21 protein-coding genes and 2 pseudogenes are annotated in these 24,464 nt (G+C 42.1%); 21 read left to right on the top strand and 2 right to left on the bottom strand.

The genetic code is table 11. From position 1 onward, the window contains the following. Positions 1–173: 173 nt before the first annotated feature. The 3 genes from ligA (at position 174) to pulA (ending at position 5,498) form a co-directional block, all read left to right on the top strand. Complete coding sequence (gene ligA / locus HA044_RS02870) at positions 174–2,132, top strand: NAD-dependent DNA ligase LigA (protein ID WP_187539100.1); 1,959 nt, start codon at positions 174–176, stop codon at positions 2,130–2,132. Between the two features lie 8 nt (positions 2,133–2,140). Next, complete coding sequence (locus tag HA044_RS02865; protein WP_187539098.1) at positions 2,141–3,103, top strand: diacylglycerol kinase family lipid kinase; 963 nt, start codon at positions 2,141–2,143, stop codon at positions 3,101–3,103. A gap of 79 nt (positions 3,104–3,182) precedes the next feature. Continuing rightward, positions 3,183–5,498: a type I pullulanase gene (gene pulA / locus HA044_RS02860; RefSeq protein ID WP_187539096.1), complete on the top strand. Its 2,316-nt coding sequence runs from the start codon at positions 3,183–3,185 to the stop codon at positions 5,496–5,498. 283 nt (positions 5,499–5,781) lie between these two features. Here the strand turns inward: pulA and HA044_RS02855 are convergent, their stop codons facing one another. After that, a complete protein-coding gene (locus HA044_RS02855) occupies positions 5,782–7,941 on the bottom strand; it encodes an LTA synthase family protein (RefSeq protein ID WP_187539094.1) in 2,160 nt (719 codons plus the stop codon). Positions 7,942–8,183: 242 nt separating this feature from the next. On the opposite strand from HA044_RS02855, the gene HA044_RS02850 reads away from it, so the two are divergent. From HA044_RS02850 to HA044_RS02780, 15 genes are all read left to right on the top strand, one after another. Next, a complete protein-coding gene (locus HA044_RS02850) occupies positions 8,184–9,347 on the top strand; it encodes a class I SAM-dependent rRNA methyltransferase (RefSeq protein WP_187539092.1) in 1,164 nt (387 codons plus the stop codon). Continuing rightward, positions 9,344–10,021 carry a type I 3-dehydroquinate dehydratase gene (gene aroD, locus HA044_RS02845; RefSeq protein WP_187539090.1) on the top strand — a complete coding sequence of 226 codons (678 nt, stop codon included), beginning with the start codon at positions 9,344–9,346 and terminating at the stop codon, positions 10,019–10,021. The genes HA044_RS02850 and aroD overlap by 4 nt, the downstream gene beginning before the upstream one ends. Further along, on the top strand, positions 10,011–10,892 hold the full coding sequence (locus HA044_RS02840; RefSeq protein WP_187539088.1) for a shikimate dehydrogenase: 882 nt from the start codon (positions 10,011–10,013) through the stop codon (positions 10,890–10,892). Before aroD ends, HA044_RS02840 begins: the two co-directional genes overlap by 11 nt. 151 nt (positions 10,893–11,043) lie before the next feature. Then, positions 11,044–12,117, top strand: coding sequence for a 3-dehydroquinate synthase (gene aroB / locus HA044_RS02835; RefSeq protein WP_187539086.1), 1,074 nt, complete (start codon positions 11,044–11,046; stop codon positions 12,115–12,117). Positions 12,118–12,123: 6 nt separating this feature from the next. After that, positions 12,124–13,290 (top strand): chorismate synthase, encoded by a 1,167-nt coding sequence (gene aroC / locus HA044_RS02830; RefSeq protein ID WP_187539084.1) that lies wholly within the window; start codon positions 12,124–12,126, stop codon positions 13,288–13,290. A 16-nt stretch (positions 13,291–13,306) separates the two neighbouring features. After that, positions 13,307–14,413: a prephenate dehydrogenase gene (locus tag HA044_RS02825; protein ID WP_187539082.1), complete on the top strand. Its 1,107-nt coding sequence runs from the start codon at positions 13,307–13,309 to the stop codon at positions 14,411–14,413. A 99-nt stretch (positions 14,414–14,512) separates the two neighbouring features. Next, entirely contained in the window at positions 14,513–14,851 is a 339-nt protein-coding gene (locus tag HA044_RS02820; RefSeq protein WP_187539080.1) for a YlbF/YmcA family competence regulator, read from the top strand. Between the two features lie 169 nt (positions 14,852–15,020). Then, positions 15,021–16,304, top strand: a complete 1,284-nt coding sequence (aroA, locus tag HA044_RS02815) for a 3-phosphoshikimate 1-carboxyvinyltransferase (protein ID WP_187539078.1) — start codon at positions 15,021–15,023, stop codon at positions 16,302–16,304. Then, the gene (locus tag HA044_RS02810) at positions 16,297–16,782 is read left to right on the top strand and encodes a shikimate kinase (protein WP_187539076.1); all 486 of its coding nucleotides are present in this window, start codon (positions 16,297–16,299) and stop codon (positions 16,780–16,782) included. The genes aroA and HA044_RS02810 overlap by 8 nt, the downstream gene beginning before the upstream one ends. Next, entirely contained in the window at positions 16,773–17,624 is an 852-nt protein-coding gene (gene pheA / locus HA044_RS02805) for a prephenate dehydratase (protein WP_187539074.1), read from the top strand. Before HA044_RS02810 ends, pheA begins: the two co-directional genes overlap by 10 nt. Then, positions 17,624–18,934 (top strand): LCP family protein, encoded by a 1,311-nt coding sequence (locus tag HA044_RS02800; RefSeq protein WP_187539073.1) that lies wholly within the window; start codon positions 17,624–17,626, stop codon positions 18,932–18,934. Before pheA ends, HA044_RS02800 begins: the two co-directional genes overlap by 1 nt. Before the next feature lie 62 nt (positions 18,935–18,996). Next, on the top strand, positions 18,997–20,355 hold the full coding sequence (rlmD, locus tag HA044_RS02795) for a 23S rRNA (uracil(1939)-C(5))-methyltransferase RlmD (RefSeq protein ID WP_187539071.1): 1,359 nt from the start codon (positions 18,997–18,999) through the stop codon (positions 20,353–20,355). Between the two features lie 386 nt (positions 20,356–20,741). Continuing rightward, positions 20,742–20,930, top strand: coding sequence for a hypothetical protein (locus HA044_RS02790; protein ID WP_000179769.1), 189 nt, complete (start codon positions 20,742–20,744; stop codon positions 20,928–20,930). Positions 20,931–20,991: 61 nt separating this feature from the next. Continuing rightward, on the top strand, positions 20,992–21,756 hold the full coding sequence (locus tag HA044_RS02785) for an ATP-grasp domain-containing protein (RefSeq protein WP_187539069.1): 765 nt from the start codon (positions 20,992–20,994) through the stop codon (positions 21,754–21,756). A 211-nt stretch (positions 21,757–21,967) separates the two neighbouring features. Further along, the gene (locus tag HA044_RS02780; protein WP_187539068.1) at positions 21,968–22,444 is read left to right on the top strand and encodes a GNAT family N-acetyltransferase; all 477 of its coding nucleotides are present in this window, start codon (positions 21,968–21,970) and stop codon (positions 22,442–22,444) included. 47 nt (positions 22,445–22,491) lie between these two features. On the opposite strand, the pseudogene HA044_RS02775 reads toward HA044_RS02780, so the two are convergent. After that, positions 22,492–22,875: pseudogene (locus HA044_RS02775) on the bottom strand (Rgg/GadR/MutR family transcriptional regulator); the annotation flags it as partial. On the opposite strand from HA044_RS02775, the pseudogene HA044_RS09965 reads away from it, so the two are divergent. The 3 genes and pseudogenes from HA044_RS09965 to HA044_RS02765 all read left to right on the top strand — a co-directional run. Next, a pseudogene (locus HA044_RS09965) lies at positions 22,812–23,000 on the top strand (VOC family protein); the annotation flags it as partial. The pseudogenes HA044_RS02775 and HA044_RS09965 overlap by 64 nt on opposite strands. A gap of 37 nt (positions 23,001–23,037) precedes the next feature. Beyond that, positions 23,038–23,352 (top strand): TfoX/Sxy family protein, encoded by a 315-nt coding sequence (locus tag HA044_RS02770; protein ID WP_006153684.1) that lies wholly within the window; start codon positions 23,038–23,040, stop codon positions 23,350–23,352. A gap of 361 nt (positions 23,353–23,713) precedes the next feature. After that, positions 23,714–24,451 (top strand): CPBP family intramembrane glutamic endopeptidase, encoded by a 738-nt coding sequence (locus tag HA044_RS02765; protein ID WP_187539066.1) that lies wholly within the window; start codon positions 23,714–23,716, stop codon positions 24,449–24,451. Positions 24,452–24,464 lie beyond the last annotated feature (13 nt).

Below are 24,464 nucleotides of genomic sequence, written 5' to 3'. Positions count from 1 at the left end.
GTAGGGCTGTAAAAGCTGATGAAATCAGCCTAGTAGAGCCCACTCAACCACTGCGTCTTGCTCGACAATCCAAAAACAATTAAGAGGCTAGGACTTTTGTCCCAGCCTCTTTTTAGTGCCTAGAATACAGTAAAATCAAGGCGAATTTAAGATTTTTATGATAAAATAGAAACATGGGAAACAGAATGAAAGAATTAGTGGAATTGCTTAACCGCTATGCGGATGAGTATTACACAAAAGACGCACCATCCGTATCGGATAGTGAATATGATCAACTATACCGGGAATTGGTCGAATTAGAGACAGCTCATCCAGAGGACGTTTTGCCTGAAAGTCCAACCCATCGTGTGGGTGGAGTGGTGCTGAAAGGCTTTACCAAATACCAACACCAGTACCCTCTGTATAGTTTGCAGGATGCTTTTTCGCGTGAGGAGTTAGAGGCTTTTGACCAACGTGTCCGTAAGGAATTTCCTTCTGTTCATTATGTTTGTGAGTTGAAAATTGATGGATTGTCGATTTCCCTCACCTATGAAAATGGTATTCTTGTTACGGGTGCAACGCGTGGGGATGGCTCTATCGGTGAAGATATTACGGAGAATCTCAAGCGAGTAAAAGATATTCCTTTGGTGTTGCCCGAGCCAATCAGTATCACCGTTCGTGGTGAATGTTACATGCCACGTGCTTCCTTTGATCGGGTCAATCAAGTGCGTCAAGAAAATGGGGAGTCTGAATTTGCCAATCCCCGTAATGCAGCAGCGGGAACCCTTCGCCAGCTGGATACCAAGATTGTGGCTAAACGGAATTTAGCGACCTTCCTTTATCAAGAAGTGAGCCCGACGGATAAAGCTAGCCAAGAAGGGGTACTTGAAAAATTAGCCCAGTTAGGCTTTGTTGTAAACCAGGAGCGAGTCTTGGCCAAGGATGTAGATCAAATTTGGAGCTTTATCCAGAAAGTAGCCCAGCTTCGGGAAGGCCTTCCTTACGATATCGATGGCATCGTCATCAAGGTCGATGACTTAGCGATTCAGGAAGAGTTAGGGTTCACCGTGAAAGCACCGAAATGGGCGATCGCCTATAAATTCCCAGCTGAAGAAAAAGAAGCAAGACTCTTATCAGTTGATTGGACGGTAGGACGGACCGGTGTCGTGACGCCGACTGCCAATCTAACACCCGTCCAATTAGCAGGAACGACTGTTAGTCGAGCCACCCTTCACAATGTGGATTATATTGCTGAAAAAGACATTCACCAAGATGATACGGTGATTGTCTATAAGGCTGGAGACATCATTCCTGCTGTTTTACGAGTGGTTAGGGATAAGCGGGTATCGGATCTGCCGCTTGCAATTCCGACCAATTGTCCGAGCTGTCAAAGCCAACTTCTCCATTTCGAGGATGAGGTGGCACTGCGCTGTATCAATCCACTCTGTCCAGCTCAAATCAAGGAAGGCTTGATTCACTTTGCTAGCCGGGATGCTATGAATATTACAGGCCTGGGCCCTGCTGTGGTGGATAAACTCTTTGCCAACCATTTAGTAGCGGATGTGGCAGGTATATACCGCCTGACTGTAGAAGATCTTCTAACTTTAGAAGGTGTTAAAGAAAAATCAGCAGAGAAGCTCTATGAAGCCATTCAAGCTTCAAAAGAAAATTCGGCAGAGAAGTTGCTCTTTGGTCTAGGAATTCGTCATGTTGGTAGTAAGGTTAGTCAGATCTTGCTACAAGAATTCCATGATTTGGATCAATTGGCTACAGCAGATCCAGAGCGGATTGCTGCCATTGATAGTCTAGGTATGGTAGTGGCTCAAAGCCTAGAGAGCTATTTTTCGCAAGAAGGCTCACGCCAGCTCTTACTAGAGTTAAAAGAAGCTGGGGTCAATATGGACTATCTGGGCAAAAAAGTAGCAGTGGATGCAGCCTTATCGGGGATGACCGTTGTCTTGACTGGCAAGCTGGAACGCCTGACGCGCTCAGAAGCCAAGGCTAAATTAGAGAGTCTAGGAGCGAAAGTGACAGGCTCTGTTTCCAAAAAAACAGACTTGGTTGTTGCTGGAGCGGATGCAGGAAGCAAATTAACGAAAGCACAAGAATTAGGAATCCAGGTTGAAGATGAGACCTGGCTTGAAAGTTTGTAGAGGATCCTATGGAAGAACGAATCAAAAAAGCCCGTTTAATTTATAATCCGACCTCAGGGCAAGAAATTATCAAGAAAAATATCGCGGAAGTCTTGGATGTGCTCGAAGACGTGGGTTATGAGACCAGTGCTTATCAAACGACTCCGGAACCTTTTTCTGCTCAAAATGAGGCAGAAAGAGCTGCCAAGGCAGGCTTTGATTTGATTATTGCGGCAGGGGGAGATGGAACCATCAATGAAGTGGTCAATGGAGTCGCAGGGCTCAAGGACCGTCCTCAGATGGCTTTTATTCCTACAGGAACTACCAATGACTATGCGCGTGCCCTGAAGATTCCAATGGGAGATCCAGTAGCTGCTGCACGCATTATTGAAAAAAATCAAACCATCCAGATGGATATTGGACGTGCTTATGGGACTAAGTATTTTATTAATATAGCTGCAGCAGGGACCATGACAGAGTTAACATTTAGCGTTCCAAGTAGTGTCAAGTCGCGTCTAGGCTATTTTGCTTATGTTGCTGAGGCGGCTAAGATGTTACCGCGAAACAAGGCGCGAAAGGTGCGGATTAAGCATGACAATGGGGTTTTTGAAGGGCCAGCCTCTATGATTTTTGTGGCTCTTACCAACTCTATTGCAGGTTTTGAAAGTGTAGCCCCTGATGCTAAGCTTGATGATGGGTATTTTACCTTGATTATTGTGAAAACGGCCAAGCTCTTTAATATGCTCTCTTTGATGATTCAGGCGATTAATGGTGGGAAGCACGTTCATGATGACAATGTAGAATACCTTAAAACTAAGAAATTGTCCATCGAAATGTTAGGAAAAAATGCTCAACCATTCCGCATTAATCTAGATGGGGAATACGGCGGAGATACTCCGGTTGAATTGGAAGTCTTCCACAATCATCTTGAATTTTTTGCAAATATTGATGAAATCAATAATGATGCCTTGGTTCACAATTCGGAATCATAAGATCAACTAGTTGAGGACCATTCGCCATAGACAAGAGCGAGTGGTTCCTTTGTAATCAAAATGGAATTAGGAAATTAAAATGCGTGAATACTATGTAAAGATCCATTTTCATAGACGAAAAGGAAATTATTTTGCATATGACCTCTGGCAGTGGCAGGACTACGTTGAGGGGAAATCAGTCCCCTTCTCCAAATTGGATTATTTTGGAGTGGAGGGCAATCTAGTTTTTCAGAGTGAAGTGCCTCTTAATCGTGGACATGTCTTGGTAAAAGAAGCCAATTGGTCCACCAAAACGCGTGACTTTGAAATTGAACTCTTACCTGAGGGCTTGGTTCGTGAAGTATGGATTCTGGATGGGGATGATACGGTTTATTATTCGCTTCAAGCAGCGGTGACCAGCCATTCTTATTCACACCGTCAGCCTCATGCTTATGATATGGCAACCCATGCCAAGGAATTTGATGCCAAGTGGGCCTACCAGGGGTGGCTAGGGTATCGCGAGGAAGATGGGGAATTTTGCTTCAAATTGTGGGCTCCAACAGCTAAAAAGGTGGAGTTGCTACTCTATCAATCAACAGAGGTAGATGCTCCTATTTGGAAAGCTATTCCAATGATGCGTGGTAAGCAAGAGTCGAGCTATCACCCTGAGAATACGCAAGGTGTATGGATTCTTGATTTCCTGGGAACTTTGAGCGGCATGGCCTACCAGTACCGGGTTCATTTTGAGCATCAGACGCAAGTGACGCGGGATCCATATAGTATTGTGACTACGGCAGATGGGATGCGCTCAGCGATTCTTTCCAGTGCTGATCGTCAGTTTGATTGGAAACGAAGTGAGGGAGCAGATCAAACCCCTTGGCGTTTGGCCAATCCTTGTCAAGCGGTTATCTACGAAATGCATCTTCGAGATTTGACCATGTCTCCTACGTCTGGTGTGGACGAATCATTGCGTGGAACTTATCTGGGAGCCTGTCAGACTGGAACAGTAAATGCTCAGGGTGATGCCACAGCCTTTGACTACATTCGTCAATTAGGGGTTAATGTAGTTCAACTCCAGCCTATTTCAGATCGGTTTAAACAGTATGATGAAGAAGGGCGTTTGACCTACAATTGGGGCTATGACGTCCAAAATTACTCTGCCCCTGAGACCAGTTTTTCGACGGATCCGTCGAATCCTAAACAAACCATGAAAGAGCTCAAAACGATGATTCAAGCCTATCATGAGGCTGGGATTTCCGTGGTGATGGACGTTGTCTACAACCATATCTACTCGACGGAGCATGGGCCTTTCCAAAATACGGTACCTGATTATTATTACCGTATGGAGCGGGATGGTCGCTTCCAAAATGGAACGGGTGTCGGCAATGAAACGGCGAGTGAGCATGAAATGTACCGCAAGTACATGATTGATTCTTTGACCCATTGGGTGAAGGAATACCAGATTGATGGTTTTCGTTTTGATTTGATGGGCATTCATGATGTTCAGACCATGCAAGCTGTTCGTGAGGCCATGGATGTCCTCGATCCACGAATTCTCCTTTATGGTGAAGGTTGGGATATGGGGACAGGACTTGCACCAGAAGATAAGGCCAAAAAAGATAATGCAGCGCAATTGTCGCGAATTGGATTCTTCAATGATACCGAGCGGGATGCGATCAAGGGAGCTGAAGTGTATGGCTCCATTAAAAGAGGCTTTGTGAGTGGAAAATCAACAGAGAATATTGTTGCGCGTGCTGCTTTAGGAAGTGCAGAGCTTGGGAATTATTTGGCACCAAGTCAAGTGTTGAACTATGTCGAAGCCCATGATAATTACAATCTCTATGATTTACTTCAAACCCTTCATCCTCATGAAGATAAAGAAGGATTGGTGAAGCGTTCAGAGCTTGCAACAGCTATGAATCTGCTCTTTCAAGGGATGACCTTCATGCAAGTAGGTCAAGAATTTATGCGAACCAAATTGGTTCCAACTGGCCCTGAAGGAGAACTCACTCATATGGATCGGGAACGGGCCATGAATTCCTACAATGCTCCCGACTTTGTCAACCAAGTGGATTGGGACTTAATCAGTCAGCATCCAGATTCTATCGCTTACATCAAACGCTTGATTGCCTTGAAAAAAGAACTTGCGGTCTTGTCACTTGAGACCTATGATCAGATTTACCGACAGGTCTTTATCCAGTCAGCTACGGACTGTAGTGGTCTGGTGATCTTTGAGTTGACGGGCGATAAGAAATACCTGGTCATCTTTAATGCCAGTGGGCTTCCTTATTACCTTCAAAATTCAGATCAGTTGAAGTTATTGGCTGGAAATAGCCGCCACAAACGTCCATTTTATGTGGAGAATTTGACTGCTTCAATTTTTGAAGTAGCTGATCAAGCAGTAAAAGGTAAATAGGTATTCGATAAATTCAAAGTGAAATAAGTAAAGGTCTTCTGTAAACAAATATAAAGATTTCTACTTTATAGAATAAATCAAGAAAATAGTAAAACTTTCCGCCGTGAGAAAAGTGCCTGAAACTCAATTGTTTCAGGCACTCGGAATTATTGAGACCTTAGGCTCAATAATTAGTCATGGAACTTCTTTGAAGTTCGCTGACGTCCGTACTCACCTAAGGAAAGTTTTTTAAAAGATTTTGTTTTCAATCTGACCCTCTGAGTTTCAAATTCAGAGGGTTTCTTTATTTAGAAGAACTATTCTTTGTATCTTTTGAGGAAGAACTGTCGTCTTCGGGATGCAATTCTTTGTAGCTTGGAGCCTTGAAGAGATCGACACTGGATTGATCGCCACGTTGGTGATAAAGGCTGGTTGACTTGTCGCCTTTTTCTTTTTCAATCTTCTTCAATGCTTTGAAGGAATTAGTGTAGGAGTAGTCATCTGGGTTTACTTTTCCAAGATCATCCCCTTTGAAGAAGCGGAGGAGGTCACCCGTCTGAATACTATCGCTGATCTTCAATTGCAGGTTGGCGGCTTCTCGAATCTTATCCAAGTCTGCTTTGGTTTTATCATCAGGGTTGGTGATTTCATCGCCTGTTTTTGTATAGTAGGTCCGACCACTGTAGCTAGTGTACTCTGGAGTTACAAAGTAGTTGGCCGAGCGGAAGGCAACGATTTGATTGTGATCAGGTGATAGCATGTCTTGACCAACTTGTAAGAATTTTTGGGAATCGATGCCCAGTAAGTGTTCCAAGGTTGGCAGCATGTCGATCTCACCCCCATAGGTATCAATGATCCGACCCTTGTCCATACCGGGAATGACGACCATGTAAGGGACCCGTTGCAGCATCGCATTGTCATAGCTTGACCAAGTTTCCGAATTCTTATCGAGCAAAGGTGCAAGCGAAGGATTGCGGGAGTTAGATATTCCATAATGATCCCCATAGAGAACGATGATGGAGTTCTTGTAAAGACCGGATTCTTTCAGGTAATCAAAGAAGGCTTTGATCGAAGAATCTAGATAGTTTGCAGTCGCAAAATAGCCATTGATGGTTTCGTCCTGCGTCTTGGCAAGAGGGAAGCCAAGATCATCTCCAGATAAGCTTGTTGTATAGGGATAGTGGTTGGAAACCGTAATGAACTTCGTGTAGAACGGTTGTTGCAAGCGTTCAAGATATTTGATGGAATCTCTGAGCATATACTTGTCATTGAGTCCATACTGGAAGGAGTTGCTGCTGTTTTGCTTAGTGAAGTAGCTGGCATCAAAGAAATAGTTGTAGCCCCATTGTTTATAGGCTGTATTTCGATTCCAGAAACTACCAGCATTTCCGTGGAAAACAGCACTTGAATTGTAGCCATTTTTGGAAAGAATAAAAGGAGCAGCTTGTTGAGTATTGGTTCCACCATAGTTGACCATAAAGGAACCTTGGTTGAGTCCAAAGAGCCCCGTCTCAATCATGGTTTCAGCATCGGATGTTTTTCCGGCCTTGACTTGGTTAAAGACGTTTGAAAAGGCAAAGGTTTCGTTTGAATGGTAGAGTGAGTTTAAGAAGGGCGTCACTTCATATTCTTTGTCATTGACGTTCAACTTGTAGTCAATCAAGAATTGTTGGAAACTTTCCAAGTGAATGTAGATGACATTTTTGCCCTTTGCCATACCGAAGTATTCAGGGTTTGGCTTGGCATAATGTTGTCGGATGTATTCTTCAACTGGCTTCAGATCCGCTTCAGAAGCTTTGGAACGTTCTTTATTAGCAGCGTAGGTCTGATTGGCACTGTATCCTAAAAAGGCAGGCAAACCTAAGGCACGAACCACATAGTAGTTGGAGAAGCCACGAGTCAAAAGCTCTGGTCGGTCAATCTCTGCTAAAAATAGATTGGCAGAAAAGAGCATGGCTGATAAAGAAGTGACTGCGAAACTCGCACGTTTATTGAAGGGACGATTGTCCATACGAATCCATTTCTTCAGGAAGAAAAAGGCTAGAATCGGGAAATCCAGAATGTAAATCACATCCCATGGACGGAACAATTCCAGTGCCGCAGCTCCTAAACCGGCAGACACTTTGCTCGAAGCCAACATGGTATTAACTGTGACGAAATCTGTAAATTCGCGATAATAGATGGAGTTCGAAATCAACCAAACAAATAAGAGGAGATAGATCCCAAAAGCCAAGCTGTAAAAAAGTTTAGTCCGCTTGACATAGAGAGCCAGTCCGATTAAAAGGAGGCTGATCGGTAAGGGATTGATCACCGCTAGGAAGGTCTGATAAGAACCTTGAATATCTAAATTAAAATCAACTGTATAAGCCCACATGGTTTTGAACCAATAGAGCAACAGAAGGGTCAAGACAAATCCTAGTCTGGTACTCATGAAGTTGAGTATCGAATTGGTAATTTTTTTCACAAAATGTTACTTCCTTGTCTTATTTCCTAAAAATTTTCACTTACAAGTATACCATATTTTTATGGAGAAATAAAAAAATGAGTGTAAATCGAAGGAAAGAAATCCTCTAGTAAGGGAGATGTTCTGAAGTGTTCGATCAGGGAGAAAAAATGTCACAATAAATGTGGTTAAGAATTGGAAAAAGCATAGACTACAATATTATAGCTTTGTGAAACGACGAGAGTTTTGGTATAATAGAAGTTATGAAAAAACTCACTGTCAGTCGTCAAGTTGCAACAAAAATCAAACAGGGGCAATCACTTCTTGAAAAAGAAGATTTTGAATCGCTCCCTGCCTTAGACCAGCCTGTTCAGCTTCTTGCTGGGGACGGTCACTCTCTAGGGGTAGGCTATTTGTCTGAACAGAATAAAGGGATCGGCTGGTTTGTGATGAGTGAACTGCTTGCCTTTGATCTAGCTTTTTTCCAGGAGCTTTTTATAAGAGCGAAGAGTTATCGTAGCTCTTACTATGCTGATGCATCAACAACCGCCTTTCGTCTTTTTAATCAAGAAGGTGATGGATTTGGTGGTTTTACGGTTGACCTCTATGGTGAGTTTGTTGTCTTTTCTTGGTATAACCCTTATGTATTCCAGATCAAAGAGACTATTTTAGCGGCCTTTCAAGCAGTCTTTCCTGAAGTGAGAGGAGCTTACGAAAAGATTCGTTTCAAAGGTGTGGAATATGAGTCGGCCTTTGTCTATGGTGAGGAAGCACCCAAAGAGTTTCTCATTCTTGAAAACGGGATCTCCTACCAGGTCTTTCTAAATGATGGCTTGATGACGGGGATCTTTCTCGACCAGCATGAGGTACGAGCTAGTCTTGTGGATGGCTTGGCTGCTGGTAAATCCTTGCTTAATATGTTCTCTTATACGGCAGCTTTTTCGGTCGCTGCGGCGATGGGTGGAGCAGTACAAACGACCTCGGTCGATCTTGCTAAGCGCAGTCGTGAATTGTCAGAGGCTCATTTTGTTGCCAATGGTCTAGCACTAGATGACCATCGTTTTGTGGTCATGGATGTCTTTGATTATTACAAGTATGCTAAACGACATGAATTGAGCTATGATGTGATTGTGATCGATCCGCCAAGTTTTGCCAGAAACAAAAAACGGACATTTTCAGTCGCTAAGGATTACCATCGCTTGGTCAAGGAAGCTCTTGAGATCTTGAATCCAGGTGGGATTTTGATTCTCAGTACCAATGCGGCCAATGTCAATAAAGAAAAATTTAAAAAACAAATCGAAAAGGGATTCCAAGGGCGTAAGCACCGCTATCTAGCGGCCTATGGACTTCCTGCTGACTTTCGATGGAACAAGAAAGAAGAAAGTAGTAATTACTTAAAAGTATTTACGATAAAGGTGGATGTATGAAATTAGTTGTTTCGATTATGCCTCGCACGCTGGAAGAGGCGCAACAACTAGATCGTTCGCGTTATGATGGCGCTGATGTCATCGAGTGGCGCGCGGACTTTTTAGATAAAAATGAGATCCTGACGGTTGCTCCTGCAGTCTTTGAAAAATTTGCTGGGCGGGAGATTTTGTTCACCCTACGGACACGTGGAGAAGGTGGACAGATTGATCTCACGAGTGAAGAATACTTGGCCATTATCCAGGATATCCAATCAATCTATCACCCAGATTATATCGATTTCGAATTTTATAGCCATCGTGAAGTTTTCGAACAGATGCTTGAATTTTCAAATCTGGTATTGAGCTACCATAATTTCCAAGAAACACCGGAGAATATGATGGAGATCTTATCAGAATTAACCAGCTTATCTCCAAAATTGGTCAAGGTATCGGTCATGGCCCACAATGAGCAAGAAGTGCTTGATTTGATGAACTATACACGTGGCTTTAAGACCCTCAATCCGGAGCAAGACTATGTGACCATCTCGATGGGGAAGGTCGGTAAAATTTCGCGTTTGACTGCTGATTTGACAGGTTCCTCTTGGTCTTATGCCAGCGTTGGTGAAGAAAGCGCTCCTGGTCAAATTCCGCTTGAAAATATGAGACGCATTCGGGAGTTACTGAATGAAGATTGATGGCTATACTCGGATGGCTGCTGTGATTGCCCGTCCTATTCGCCATAGCATCTCTCCTTTTATTCATAACCTAGCCTATGAACTAACCGATACCAATGCGGTTTATCTGGCCTGGGATATTGCTGAAGAAGACTTGAAAAGCACCATCACTCAGATTCGTCATTTAGACATGCTAGGGGCTAATATTTCCATGCCCTATAAACAAAAGGTCCTACCTTTTTTGGACCAAGTCGATGATTTAGCCCGAACGATTGGCTCTGTCAATACCATTGTTCAGAGAGATGGCAAACTCAAAGGTTATAATACCGATGGGATTGGTTTTTTCCGCAGTTTGCCAAATGATTTTTCAATTCAAGGTAAAAATTTGATTCTCTTAGGTGCAGGTGGTGCTGCGCTTGCCATCATTGCCCAAGCTATCAAGCTCGGGGTCAAACAAATCACGGTTTTTGTTAGAAAAGAGCGTTTGACATACTACCAGGCTACTCTTGAGGGCCTCGAAAAGGCTTTTGGTGTTTCGATTCAGCTTGGGGCGATCGAAAATGATCAAGACCTACAAGCATCTTTTGATCAGGCAGACCTGATCTTAAATGCGACGGGAGTAGGGATGGATGGTCACTCGCTTCCGATAGGTCCTCATCTTAGTTTTCCACCTCATGCCTTCATCGCAGATATGGCTTATTATCCTGCAGCTACCCCCTTTCTCAAACTTGGGATGGAGCAGGGAAATCGTACATTGAATGGTTTGGGGATGCTTTTTTACCAAGCTCAAGCAGCTTTTGAATACATGACAGAAAAAAACTTTCCGACAGAAGCTGTCTGGAAGGCCATGACAAATGAATACCAGCAATTTGTTCATGAAACGAAATCCTAAACAATACATGCTTAAACAGCATCCACCTGAAGGTGGGACCAGATTGATGACTTAAAGATCAGTCTGGTCTCCCTTTTTTTCGTTTTTAGAAAGACAAGTGCCCTATTTCATGATAAGATAGTTACAAAGAGAAAGCAGAAAGGAGATTCCCATGAAGGTAACAGTATCCATTCCAGGACATCCCTATGAGATTGTGATTGAAAAAGGTGGCCTCAAGCAAGTTGGGACTTGGCTCCGCTCTCTTTGGGGAGAGAAAAAGGTAGCGATCATTTCAGATAACCACGTGGCCAAGCTCTATGCTTCTACGGTTGAGGCGAGTATCAAGGAGGCCGGCTTTCAGGTGGCGCACTTTGAATTTCTCGAAGGTGAGGAGCGGAAAAATCTGACCACTGTATCCAAGGTCTATGAATTTCTAGCCACTGAGGGCATGACGCGCAGTGATGGAATCGTCGCTCTTGGTGGTGGCGTAGTCGGTGATTTGGCTGGCTTTGCGGCTTCTACCTATATGCGGGGAATTTCCTTTGTTCAGATTCCGACTAGCTTGACCGCCCAGGTGGACTCTTCTATCGGTGGAAAGACTGGAGTCAACACCGCCTTTGCCAAAAACATGGTGGGCACCTTTGCCCAACCGGACGGTGTGTTCATTGATCCTGATGTGTTGAGTACCTTAGGTCGGCGCGAATTGATCGAGGGGATGGGCGAAGTGATCAAGTACGGTCTCATCCAAGATATGGAACTTTGGCAAGAGTTGAAAACTATGGATGGCTCTGTCGAAAGTATTTTAGAGCATGCAGAGAGCATTATTTCTCATTCTTGTCTGGTGAAGCGTGACCATGTGGTGGCTGATGAGCTGGACAATGGGATTCGACTCTATCTCAATTTTGGTCATACCATTGGGCATGCCATTGAAGCAACAGCTGGCTATGGACAGGTCATGCATGGGGAAGCCGTTAGTATGGGCATGGTGCAGCTCTCACGAGTCGCTGAAGAAAAGGGGCTGATGCCAAAGGGAATCAGCCAACAAATCGAAGAAATGTGTCGGAAATTTGGACTTCCCGTGGCCTATGAGAACTGGGATAAAGAAACCCTTTATCAAGCCTTGACACATGACAAAAAAGCGCGTGGAAATAGCTTGAAACTAGTGATTGTGCCAGAATTAGGTCAAGCAGCGATTCATCAAATCCCTCTTCAAGAAATGAAGGACTTTTTAGAAAGAAAGGCATAAGGTCGTATGAGATATTTAACAGCAGGTGAGTCCCATGGGCCTCGGTTAACCGCCATTATTGAGGGCGTTCCAGCAGGACTTCCCTTATCAGAAGAAGATATTAATAAAGAACTCAAACGCCGCCAAGGGGGCTATGGTCGTGGTGCTCGGATGAAAATTGAGAGTGACCGTGTCGAGATCACATCAGGGGTCCGTCATGGATTGACCATGGGTGGTCCGATTACTCTGAACGTGACCAATTTGGATCACCAAAAATGGTTGGAGATTATGAATGTGGCACCGGTCGAAGAGAAAAAGAAAAGTCTACGTAAGATTACTAAGCCGCGTCCCGGTCATGCCGATCTAGTCGGAGGAATCAAATACCGTTTTGATGATCTTCGTAATTCTTTAGAGCGTTCTTCCGCCCGGGAGACCACGATGCGCGTCGCTGTTGGTGCCGTTGCCAAACGAATTTTAGAAGAGATTGGTGTGGAAGTTGCGAGTCATATTGTCAATTTTGGAGGAATCGAGATTGCCGTTCCTGAAAATCTAACCGTTTCCGAAATCAAGGAAAAGGCATCTAAGTCGGAAGTTTCGATTGTTGTCCCAGAACAAGAAGAAGCTGTTAAGTCCTACATTGACCAAGTGAAAAAAGATGGCGATACCATCGGGGGAATCGTGGAAACCATTATTGGTGGTGTGCCTGTTGGACTAGGCTCCTACGTGCAATGGGACAAAAAATTGGATGCCAAAATCGCTCAAGGTGTGGTGTCTATTAATGCCTTTAAGGGAGTGGAGTTTGGTCTTGGGTTTGAGGCGGGTCGCCTAAAAGGTAGTCAAGTCATGGATGAAATCATCTGGTCTAAAGAAGCTGGCTATACTCGTCGGACCAACAATTTAGGTGGTTTTGAAGGGGGCATGACTAACGGAGAGCCCATTCTGGTTCGTGGCGTCATGAAGCCTATTCCGACTCTCTACAAACCCTTGATGAGTGTGGATATTGAAAGCCATGAGCCTTATAAGGCAACAGTTGAGCGGAGCGATCCAACGGCTTTGCCAGCTGCAGGTGTGGTGATGGAAGCAGTGGTGGCAACGGTCCTTGCTACAGAAGTGCTGGAAAAATTCTCTTCCGATAACATGGAAGAATTGAAAGAAGCTGTTGCCAAGCACCGGGAATTTACGATGAATTTTTAGAAGAAAGAGTTTTCCATTGGAAAAGAAAGTTGTTTATATAGCAGGTCTGGGCCTGATTGGCGCTTCCCTCGCACTAGGAATTAAGAGAGCCCACCCAAACCTGACCATTCTTGGCTATAATCGAAGTGAAGCGTCCCGAAACATCGCCCTTGAAAGAGGAATGGTGGACCAAGTAACAGATGATTTTGCCTCCTTTGCCCCTATAGCGGATGTGATTATCTTGGCCCTTCCCATCAAGCAAACCAAGTCTTATCTGGATATTCTGGCCCGATTGCCATTGAAAGACCAAGTGCTGGTGACTGATGTGGGCTCTACCAAAGCTGAAATTGTGGCCCATGCAGACCAAGTCTTTCAGGATCAGGCCGTTCGCTTTGTCGGAGGGCACCCTATGGCTGGTAGTCACAAGACAGGTGCTGCCGCAGCGGATGAAACCTTATTTGAAAATGCCTATTATATTTTTACCCCCTCAAGCCAAACTAAGGCCGGCTCAATAGAGGATTTAAAAGAGTTGCTGAGTGGACTGGGATCTCGCTTTATCGAAATCAATGCGGAGGAACACGACCGGGTCACCTCCCAGATCAGCCATTTCCCGCATCTTTTGGCAACCATCCTAGTCGAGCAAGCAGTGGCTTATGGAGAGGAGCATCCCTTGGCAAACCGCTTTGCGGCGGGAGGCTTTCGGGATATGACTCGGATTGCAGAAAGTGAGCCAGGCATGTGGACCTCTATTCTCTTATCCAATCCTCAAGCGATTTTAGAGCGGATCGCTGATTTCAAAGAGCGCTTGGATCAGGTGGATGAAACCATTCAAGCAGATAACCAAGAGGCCATTTGGACATTTTTCTATGAAGGGCGGAAGCACCGACAAGAAATGCAGATCCATCAGCCTGCTGGGCGAGATAGCGCCTATCATCTCTTTATCGATGTACCAGATAAGGAAGGTGTCATTCTTGAGATTTTGCAACTTCTACAAGGGATTTCCTTGGTCAATATCCATATCAATGAAGAAAATCGCGAAGATATCCACGGGATTTTACAGCTAACCTTTCGACATGCGGAGGATCAAAAGCGCGCCCAAGAGTTGATCCAAAAAGCAACGTCTTATACCGTACTGGCTCGCTAGGCCTTCAGAAGGATTGGAAGTAGATGCCAGCTTCATTTAAGGAAAATAAAGGAAAAAACGGTATAATAGAGGTATCTTATCAGTAAAGGAGCCAACGAAATGGCAAATATTTATGATCTAGCAAATGAACTCTCGCGGACTCTCCGAGACCTGCCTGAATACAAGGCTGTTGTAGCAAGCAAGCAAGCGATTGAAGCAGACCCAGAAGCAAAGACTTTGTTTGATGAATACCTAGCTTTTCAAAAACAATTGCAAGGTTTGATGCAGTCTGGACAAGTACCAACAGAAGCTGTCCAACAGGAAATGAAGGATTATATGGATAAGATTCAATCCAGTCCTCTTGTGACTGAATTCTTTACCAAACAGCAACAATTGTCCATTTATCTTGGAGATCTTGAAAAGATCATCTTTGAACCGATTGACGATTTGTTCCAATAAAACTCTATAGCCAGAGCGATTTCCCAGCTCTGGCTTTTTGTTCGGAATCATTTTAAAGTCCCTCCAGTAGGCCATTTCTTCATTCGGATTTTCTTGAAAATTTTGGACAAAAATTGAATAACTGCCATATTTATGATAGAATATGAGGAAAAGTGCTCTGGAGAATGGAATGAAATTAGCAACCGGCAGCAAAGGGTTAAATGGAACCATCCGTGTACCGGGTGACAAGTCTATCAGCCATCGTTCGATTATTTTTGGAAGTATTGCCAAAGGGCAAACGATCGTTCAGGATATCTTGCGTGGAGAAGACGTTCTTTCTACGATTCAGGTCTTTCGAGATTTAGGCGTTTCTATTGTGGATGATGGAGAAGTGATCAGGATTCAAGGCCGTGGCTTTCATGGGCTGTCTGCTCCAGAAAATCCCCTAGATATGGGGAATTCTGGCACTTCCATGCGTTTGATTTCTGGAGTGCTAGCTGGACAGGATTTCGCAGCTACCATGATTGGAGACGACAGCTTGTCCAAGCGTCCCATGGATCGGATTGCCCAGCCTTTGCGTCAAATGGGGGTTGTTCTAGCTGGGCAAGGTAAGCGAGATCTCCCGCCTCTAACCATTCAGGGAAATCCGCAGCTACAGCCTATTTCTTATCGCTTACCTGTGGCTTCTGCTCAAGTCAAGTCTGCTTTGATTTTTGCAGCCCTACAGGCAGATGGCCAATCGACAATTATCGAAAAGGAAAAAACGCGTGACCATACTGAAGATATGATTCGTCAGTTTGGCGGACAGATTGATGTAGATGGGAAAACCATCACGATTCAAGGTGGTCAAGAGTTTACAGCTCAGACAGTTGTCGTTCCAGGTGATATTTCAAGTGCAGCCTTTTGGCTGGTGGCAGGTTTGATCGTTCCCAATAGTCGAATTGTTCTAGAAAATGTTGGGATGAATCAGACCCGTACAGGGATTTTAGATGTGATCGCGCAGATGGGTGGACTGGTGACGATCGAAAACCAGGATGATCTCGCTAAATCTGCGACCCTGGTGGTCGAAACTTCCAGTTTGACCGCTACGGTGATCAAAGGTGAGCTGATTCCACGTTTGATTGATGAATTGCCGATTATTGCCCTACTAGCGACACAGGCCAATGGCCAGACCATCATTGCCAATGCTGAAGAACTTCGAGTGAAAGAGACAGACCGTATTCAAGTCGTTGCGGATAGCTTAAACGCGATGGGGGCGACTGTTCAACCGACCCCAGATGGGATGGTGATCACAGGGCCAACTCCCTTACACTGTGCCCAGTTAGCAACTTATGGCGATCACCGGATTGGGATGATGGCTGCTATTGCAGCGCTTCTTGTGCAAGATGGCGATGTATATTTAGACCGTGCGGAAGCCATCAATACCAGTTACCCAAGTTTCTTCAATGATTTGGAGGCCTTACAAGATGCCTAAAATTTTATTAGGATTTATGGGGGCTGGTAAGACAACGATCGGCCGCTTACTGGATCCAAATTTTCATGATATGGACGCTGAATTGGTGCTTGAGCTAGGCATGCCCGTAAGTCAGTATTTTGCTACTTATGGTGAGGAGAGCTTTCGTTCTCAAGAAACGGCTCTCTTAAAGCGCCTACTGCACGAAGAAGGTGGAGTTATTTCAACGGGTGGTGGCTTGGTCATGCGTCAGGAAAATCTGGAACTTTTAAAAACCAACCCATACAATATTTTTTTAAAACTTGATTTCGAGGCCTTGTATCAGCGCTTGCAGGCAGATAAGACCCATCAGAGGCCCTTATTTTTGAACCAATCTAAAAATGAATTAAAAGCATTATATGATTACCGTCTTCCCTTGTATGAGTCTTGTGCGACCCATACGATCGAGACGGGTGATCTGACACCAGAAGAAATTGCGGAGAAGATTCGATGCTTGTAGGATACTTAGGACCTAAAGGTTCTTTTACCCATGGCGTAGCCAGTCATGCCTTTCTAAATGATGAATTGATCCCCTATGAAAGCTTGACCGAGCTCTTAAAAGCCTTTGAGCAAGAAGCAGTGAATGCTGCGGTTGTCCCAGTGGAGAATTCCATCGAGGGCAGTGTACACGAAACCATCGATTATCTCTTCCACCACGGGGACATTCAGACTGTTGCTGAGATCGTCTATCCCGTCCAACAACAGCTACTCGTGGCTAAAAAAGACAGTCCCATTCACGAGATTTATTCCCATCCCCAGGCATTGGCACAAGGTAAGGCTTTTATTGACCGATATTATCCAAAGGTCAAGCTTGAAATGACGGCCTCGACGGCTTATGCAGCCCGCTATGTTTCCTTGCATCCGGAGAAAAACATCGCAGCCATAGCGCCCCTTAGTGCAGCCCACGAGTACCAACTACATGTGCAGCACAAGGACATCCAAGAAATGGCAGCGAATTACACTCGGTTTTGGATCTTAGGGAAAAATGCTGTAGAAATGCCTACAAGCTTGCATCATACAGAGGACAAGGTCAGTCTGGCCTTGACCCTACCGAGCAATCAACCAGGAGCCCTCTATAAGGCCTTATCCACTTTCTCCTGGCGGAATATCAATATGACAAAAATTGAGAGTCGACCTCTAAAAACAGCGCTTGGGGAGTATTTTTTTATTATTGATCTCCTCATGGAAAAAGAAGAATGGATTCATTTTGCCTTTGAGGAACTTTCGGCTATGGAGATTGCGGTCAAAGTGTTTGGCCAGTATCCAGTATATACAGTAAATGAGAAGGAAATAGAACAGTAATGAGTAGAGATTTGGAATATTTAACCTATCATGAAAAACGACGATTAGACTATTTACACTCCAATTATCATTATCTAAATGAACGTGAACAACTAGAATACAATTACCTTCTCAAAAAAAGCCAAGGTGCTTTCGTAGAGGAGACCGATACACCACGTACCTTTGAGGAAGAGGAAGTTCCAGATGAGCTGGAAGAAGTGGTCGAAGACCTTCCTGTCTACCAATCGCGCTCACAAAAGTCAAAGAAAAAGGCGGCCGTCCCTCCTCAAAATCAGCCAAAAAGACCTCGGAAAAAGGTTCGTGTCAAGCGGATCCTCAAGTGGATTGCTCTCTTTTTCTTGCTCATTATCGGTGGTATGGTCTTTATGTTTGTGAAAGGCCTGAACAGTAAGCCAACAGGTCCAGATGCCAAGCCTGCTGTCGTCGAGAAATTTAACGGCAAGAAGTCGCGAGATGGGGTCAATATCCTGATCTTGGGGACAGATGGTCGGATCGGTGAGAAATCAGATGAGACTCGGACAGACTCCATTATGGTGGTCAATGTCAATAATAAAGAAGGCAAGATCAAGATGGTCAGCTTCATGCGGGATACACTGGTCCATATCGATGGGGTCAGCCAGCAAAATATTCCAGAGTATGACGGCTACTATGATCAAAAACTGAACACTGCTTTTACTATTGGAGAGCAAAACAATAACCAAGGCGCTGAATTGGTCCGTCAGATGCTCAAGGACAACTTTGACATTGACATCCAATATTACGCCATGGTCGATTTCAAAACCTTTGCGACAGCCATTGATACTCTCTTTCCAAATGGGGTTGAGATGAATGCGCAGTTTTCAACGGTTGATGGCGAAAAGGTCAGTGAAGTAGAAGTACCAGATGATTTGAACATGAAAGACGGTGTCGTTCCGCAGCAAACCATCAAGGTTGGCAAACAACGGATGGATGGCCGGACCCTTCTCAATTACTCGCGTTTCCGTAAGGACGATGAAGGAGACTTTGGTCGAACTCGTCGCCAACAAGAGGTTATGTCTGCCATTATGCATCAGATCAAGGATCCGACCAAACTCTTTACAGGATCAGAAGCTCTTGGGAAAGTCTTTGCCATGACGTCTACCAATGTTCCTTTCTCTTTCCTATTGACAAATGGGATTGGACTGGTCGGTAGTGCTGGCAAAGGAATGGAACGCGTGACCATCCCAGAAAATGGGGATTGGGTCGATGCCTACGATATGTATGGGGGCCAAGGCTTGCTCGTCGATTTCGATGCTTATAAAAAGAAATTGTACCAAATGGGACTGAGATGATATAATAAGGGGATAGGAGTTTTGGACTCCATCCCTTTTAATTTGTAGAAAGATAGAACACCATGTTAAAGAAAAATGAAATTGTAACCGTTGAGATTGTTGATTTGACCCATGAAGGAGCAGGAGTGGCTAAGGTCGATGGCCTGGTCTTTTTCGTAGAGAATGCCCTGCCTGGAGAAGTCATCCGCATGCGCGTGCTTAAAGTCAACAAAAAGATCGGCTACGGAAAAGTAGAGGAGTACTTAGAAAAATCTCCTCATCGTAATGAAGAGCTGGATCTTGCTTATTTACGAAGCGGAATCGCCGACTTAGGTCACCTAGCTTATCCGGAGCAACTGAAATTCAAGGCCAAACAGGTCAAGGATAGTCTTTACAAGATGGCAGGGATCACTGATATCGAAGTGCCCTTGACCTTGGGGATGGACCATCCTGTCCACTACCGCAACAAGGCCCAAGTTCCTGTTCGTCGGGTCAATGGTCAGGTCGAGACAGGCTTCTTTCGCAAGAACTCTCATGATTTGATGCCGATCGAAGATTTCTACATCCAAGATCCATTCATTGACCAAGTGGTCTTGGCGCTTCGGGATTTGATTCGTCGTTTTGACCTCAAGCCTTATGATGAGAAGGAACAGTCTGGTCTGATTCGTAACCTTGTTGTTCGTCGTGGCCATCATTCAGGTCAAATCATGGTTATATTAGTGACCACTCGTCCTAAAATTTTCCGAGTTGAACAGTTGATTGAACAACTCATCAAGCAGTTCCCAGAAATCGTATCAGTTATGCAAAATATCAATGACCAAAATACCAATGCCATTTTTGGGAAAGAATGGCGGGTTCTCTATGGTCAAGATTATATTACCGACCAAATGTTGGGGAATAGCTTCCAAATCTCTGGACCAGCCTTTTATCAGGTCAATACCGAAATGGCAGAGAAGCTCTACCAGACAGCCATTGACTTTACGGACTTAAGAGAAGACGATGTGGTGATCGATGCCTACTCCGGAATTGGAACTATTGGTTTATCTGTCGCTAAGCATGTCAAGGAAGTTTATGGTGTCGAAGTTATCCTAGAAGCAGTAGAGAATAGCCAGAAGAATGCAGAATTGAACGGTATCACCAATGCCCACTATGTCTGTGACACAGCTGAAAATGCCATGAAGAATTGGCTCAAGGAAGGCATCCAACCAACTGCCATCCTGGTCGACCCACCACGCAAGGGCTTGACCGAAAGCTTTATCAAAGCAAGCGCCCAAACAGGAGCTGACCGCATTGCCTATATCTCCTGTAATGTAGCCACCATGGCGCGTGATATCAAACTCTATCAAGAACTGGGATATGAATTGAAGAAAGTCCAGCCGGTTGATTTGTTTCCGCAGACGCACCATGTTGAATGTGTAAGTTTGTTGGTTAAACGTAGCTAATCCTCAAAAGGTTCCCCGAACCTTTTGAGTCCCACAAACGCATCATGTTGAGGCGGTATCACTACTTGTACGAGCTGATTCATCAGTGAAGTAGAAGCAGATGTTCCGCCCATGCGATTGCTGTCGTAGAGTGAGGAGTTTACGACGAAACGATACGGTAACAGCGAACCGCTGAGTGTGTAGGTTTGCTAGTGAAAGAGTAAAAAACTTGTAGCGTAGTAATAACGAAAATCCTTGATATCAAGGTTTTTTATAGTGAAGTCTTTCTTACTAAATACAAAATGTTAAAAAGGTATAAAGGTACCCTCTTTTAAAAATTTATATTTTTAAAAAAACAATTGGCACAAGTGTAACACCTGTGATAGAATTGACTTGAGGTGAAGAAAATGGCAACTGATAAAAATAGAATAATGATTAGCTTGGATGATAAAAATCTAGAGAAACTTGAAAATTTAGTAGAAGATGCTAGAGATAGAAGAGGAATGCGACTAACAAAGTCCCAAGTTATAGAATTGCTCCTAAATACTGTTGATTATTTCGATGATATTATGGGAGCTATTTACTCAAAAAAATAACAGCAAAAATGCTATTATTTTTTACAAACAGGTGCAACACTAGTGATATAGGAGTGATAAAATGGTTGTTTATATTAGACAAAGCAAACTACCAAGTGAAGTTTCAATTAATAAGTACAATGCTCAAGTAGGTGCATACTTACAAGGAGAAGAAGTTATTTTATATCAATCTTTTTCTGAAATAGAACAGTTAACAAGTGAAGATATAGTTGTAGATTATATAATGGAGACTAGAGCATTACTAAAAATGATGGGGTTAAACGTTCCGGTTTATGACTATCCTATTGAGCTCAAAGAGTTTTATGGTCGAAAGATTTATGAAGGCGTTTTGGGAGAGATTGTAAATATACCTGATAATTGGGGAAAATTTATTAAGCCTAAAGCTGGTTCAAAAGTCTTTACTGGAAGAGTTGTTAACGGAACCCGTGATTTGATAGGTATTGGTTTACCTTTTGACTATCCTATATGGATTAGTGAGGTTGTAGAATTCATAGCAGAATGGCGTTGTTTTGTGTTAGATGGTCGCGTATTAGATGTTCGACCCTATACAGGTGACTATCATGCACAATTTGATCCTAGTGTAATTGATGAAGCCATATCATGTTGGAAAGATGCGCCAATAGCTTATGGACTAGATATCGGTGTTACTAGTGATGGCAGGACACTTGTTGTTGAAGTAAATGATGGTTATGCATTGGGAAATTATGGCCTAACTCCTTTAAATTCGATCAATTTTCATAAAGCTAGATGGAAAGAAATGGTAAAACCTTATTTTGAAAAAAACGATGTTTTTAATATGCCTGAAAATGAAAATATAAGTCTCTAAAGGAACAGAAGTAAATCTGTGTTTAACTGCAACTAGTAAGTTGCAGTTTTTTATTTTGAATTTTGATATAATAGGATAAGAAAATAATGAAAACGCTATATATTTGAAAGTTGAATAGGAAAGTAGAAAGTATGAAAACAATTGATATGATTATTAAATCATCAACTGATTTAGTTATGTATCTTACATAAAGAGAAAGGAATTAATTATCATGAAATTATCTTTGTATAGTGAAGTTGAACATTACCATTCTTTAAGTTCTTATTCTTTAAATGATATTACACATACTGATACCCCAAAAAATATTATTGAAAAGTCTAAAAAAGATAAGAATAGATACCCCATAGTAATACTTAATAAAGACCATAAAGTAATTGGTTTTTTTTGCCTACACCTAAACACTGGTCCTAAAGAGTACGGCTATTATCAAAATGATTATGCGCTTATTAGAGGATTTTCTATTGATGATAATTTCAGAAATCAAGGATATGGTTCTAATGCTCTGAATGGAATATTTGAATTCATAGATTCAACTTTAAAATTAGAAATTAACCATATTATATTGGCTGTAAATGAAAAAAATATATTGGCTCAAAAAGCATATAGAAATTCAGGTTTTTTTGTTGTGAAAAAAGATTTAGAAGGAAAAAGGGGGAAATTAATTATTATGGAGAAAAGCAAAAACTAGTATCATTACTAGTTTTTGCTTTTCACTAAGTCTTTAAAGTTAGTATTCTATCTTATTTCCACATTTTGAGAGAAATGATCTATATACTGAGATTTCATATTTTGCTCTTCTAAAATATCAAAGACTTGGATAGCCTGTTTCATTTTTTCAATACCAGTATCTAAATTCTTTTTAAATTCAAAGTAGCCCTTAGCATAAAGGAAAACAGTTTGTTCATAGTAATTTAATTCGTTATCTAATAGTTTTGTAATTTCTGCAATAAGAAATGTGCAATTATGAAATTTTTCTTTATCAATACTTAATATCAAACAATTAATGGCAAGTTGAGTAACTAATCTTTTATTTGTTTTGTTTAGGTGTGAAAGATATGGAAAGGTCAATAAAGTTTTATAGAGATGGTTTAGGATATAAGACTGATTGCAGAGAAAATAATCCGTCAGTATGCTTTTTTGATACTCCGGGAACAAAGTTTGAACTATTTCCTTTGGAACAATTAGCAAAAGATATTGATGAAAATAATCCACCAAAAGGGAATGGATTTTCAGGAATTACATTAAAGTAAGGAATATTTGATTTTGAAGGAGGTAATCATAGTGAATGAATTTAATGAATTTGTTCGTGAGATTTTTTCTGCAGCAGGTGATATTGTCATAAGATCGATGATGGGCGGCTACCTTATATATTTTAACGGTAAGCTGATAGGTGACATTTGCGATAATGAACTATTTTTAAAGAGAACGCCGACATCGGACAAACTTCTTGCAGACTCAGAATTGCGTTATCCGTATGAGGGTTCAAAGACATTGATGTATGCATTCGATAGATTTGAGGATATGGATTTGATTACTGAGCTACTGAAAGGTATGTATGCGGAACTGCCAGAAAAGAAACCCAAGAAAGCTAAATGAGACAAACAAGCTTCAGTTTGTTGAATTTAGCAAGGTACAAGTTTTTATGAGATGAAGCCTATAAAATTTGTACGGATACTGTAGGGTAAGAAAAGAAAAAATATTTTCATTCTAAAGTTTAAGTTTAAACATTAACTCTATCCCTTTCGTTCTATAATATAGAAGTTTACTAGCACCACACGTCGAGTGTGTGAGCTTGTTGGTAAAAGCATAGAAAGATTGGTATGAATCAATAATGAAAAGCCTTGATTGTAAGGCTTTTTTGCATTTTTGTGATAGAATATAGGTAGTTATAATCGAGAGCAACTAAGAAGCAGTAAAAAATTATTATACATAGAATAATCAGAATTAGGAAGATAAAATGACAGAAATTGATAAAAGGAATTTTAAAAATTATCTTTATTGTACATTTGGAATTACTTATATAGCTTGGGGGATTCTTGCCGTCTTTACGCAATCTCATATTTTTGGATTAGAAACAATTATAGGAAGAACATTACATATAGTAGGTGCACTTGGACCAGCTATTGCAAGTGGCTTTTATTTGAAAAGGAATAATATAAAATTTAAACATTTTTTATTTAGTAAGAAAGAAAATTGTAGAATTTATTTCATTATTCATTTGTTAGCAATTTTGATCCTATTTTCTGTATCTTCCTTAGAATTAAACGGAGTATCCATTTATCTGATGCCACTATTCTTTATACAACTAATTTTTTTTGGTGGTGGTCACGAAGAATTGGGATGGAGAGGAATATTACAGCCGTTACTTGATAAAAAATATACATATTGGCAATCTAATTTGATTATAGGATCAATTTGGGGGATTTGGCATCTGCCTTTATGGTTTATAGTTGGAGAAAGTCATCAAGGATTTCCTTTTATTTTATTTTTTATATATACATTATTTTTAAGTTTTGTTTTAGGGCTTCTTTATCGACAAACGAAATCTGTGGGGTACTGTATATTATTTCACGCGTTCGCAAATTTGTTAAATCTCTATTTTGTGTTAAAAATTAATCTTATTTTTATTATCATTTTTATTGGTTATTTGATTTATACGATATTGGCGAGTAATAGAATTAGTACGGATAAGTAATTTTAACTTTAGA

This window comes from Streptococcus sp. IMAU 99161, from assembly GCF_014435245.1.
Taxonomy (GTDB): domain Bacteria; phylum Bacillota; class Bacilli; order Lactobacillales; family Streptococcaceae; genus Streptococcus; species Streptococcus lactarius.
The sequence above is the reverse complement of the archived record's forward strand: the minus strand, read 5'-3'. Positions and strand labels throughout refer to the sequence as shown.